The sequence below is a fragment of the Myroides odoratus genome, from assembly GCF_001549985.1.
In the GTDB taxonomy this organism is placed as follows: Bacteria; Bacteroidota; Bacteroidia; order Flavobacteriales; family Flavobacteriaceae; genus Flavobacterium; species Flavobacterium odoratum_A.
In genome coordinates, this window is sequence record NZ_LROZ01000055.1 from 1 (window position 1) to 730 (window position 730).

Annotated in this window: 1 pseudogene; it reads left to right on the forward strand. The window is 37.5% G+C overall.

The features are described 5' to 3' along the window. Nucleotides 1–730, forward strand: a pseudogene (locus tag AWV75_RS19005) (hypothetical protein); the annotation flags it as partial.

A 730-nucleotide genomic window follows, 5' to 3' on the forward strand; every position in this document is an offset into this window, starting at 1 on the left:
AGAAACCATCATCGATATTCCAGCTTCTGTAGCGAATAACTTCGAAACGATTGTCAATAACAATCCAGAGAAAGTAAAAGAGATTATTGAAAAAGTTGCGAAAGACGTTGAAGGGAACGTTACTTATAATGGAACGGATTTACTGTACAAAGATGCTACCGGAAATGATCAAGTGATTAACCTAGACCAATTGGTAAAAGCCAATGAAACCGTTACGACTTTGCTTGCTAATACCGATGGAACCTATACCTATAAATCAGAAAATGGTACAGAAACCATCATCGATATTCCAGCTTCTGTAGCGAATAACTTCGAAACGATTGTCAATAACAACCCTGAAAAGGTCAAAGAAATTATCGAACAAGTTGCCAAAGATGTTGAAGGGAACGTAACCTATAACGGAACGGATTTGGTATACAAAGATGGTAATGGAAATGATCAAGTAATCAATCTAGACCAACTGGTTAAAGCCAATGAAACCGTTACGACTTTGCTTGCTAATACCGATGGAACTTATACCTATAAATCTGAAAATGGTACCGAAACGATTATTGATATTCCAGCTTCTGTAGCGAATAACTTCGAGACCATTGTCAACAACAATCCTGAGAAAGTAAAAGAGATTATCGAACAAGTGGCCAAAGACGTAGAAGGGAATGTTACCTACAACGGAACAGATTTACTGTACAAAGATGCAACTGGCGCAGATCAAGTGATCAACTTAGATCAA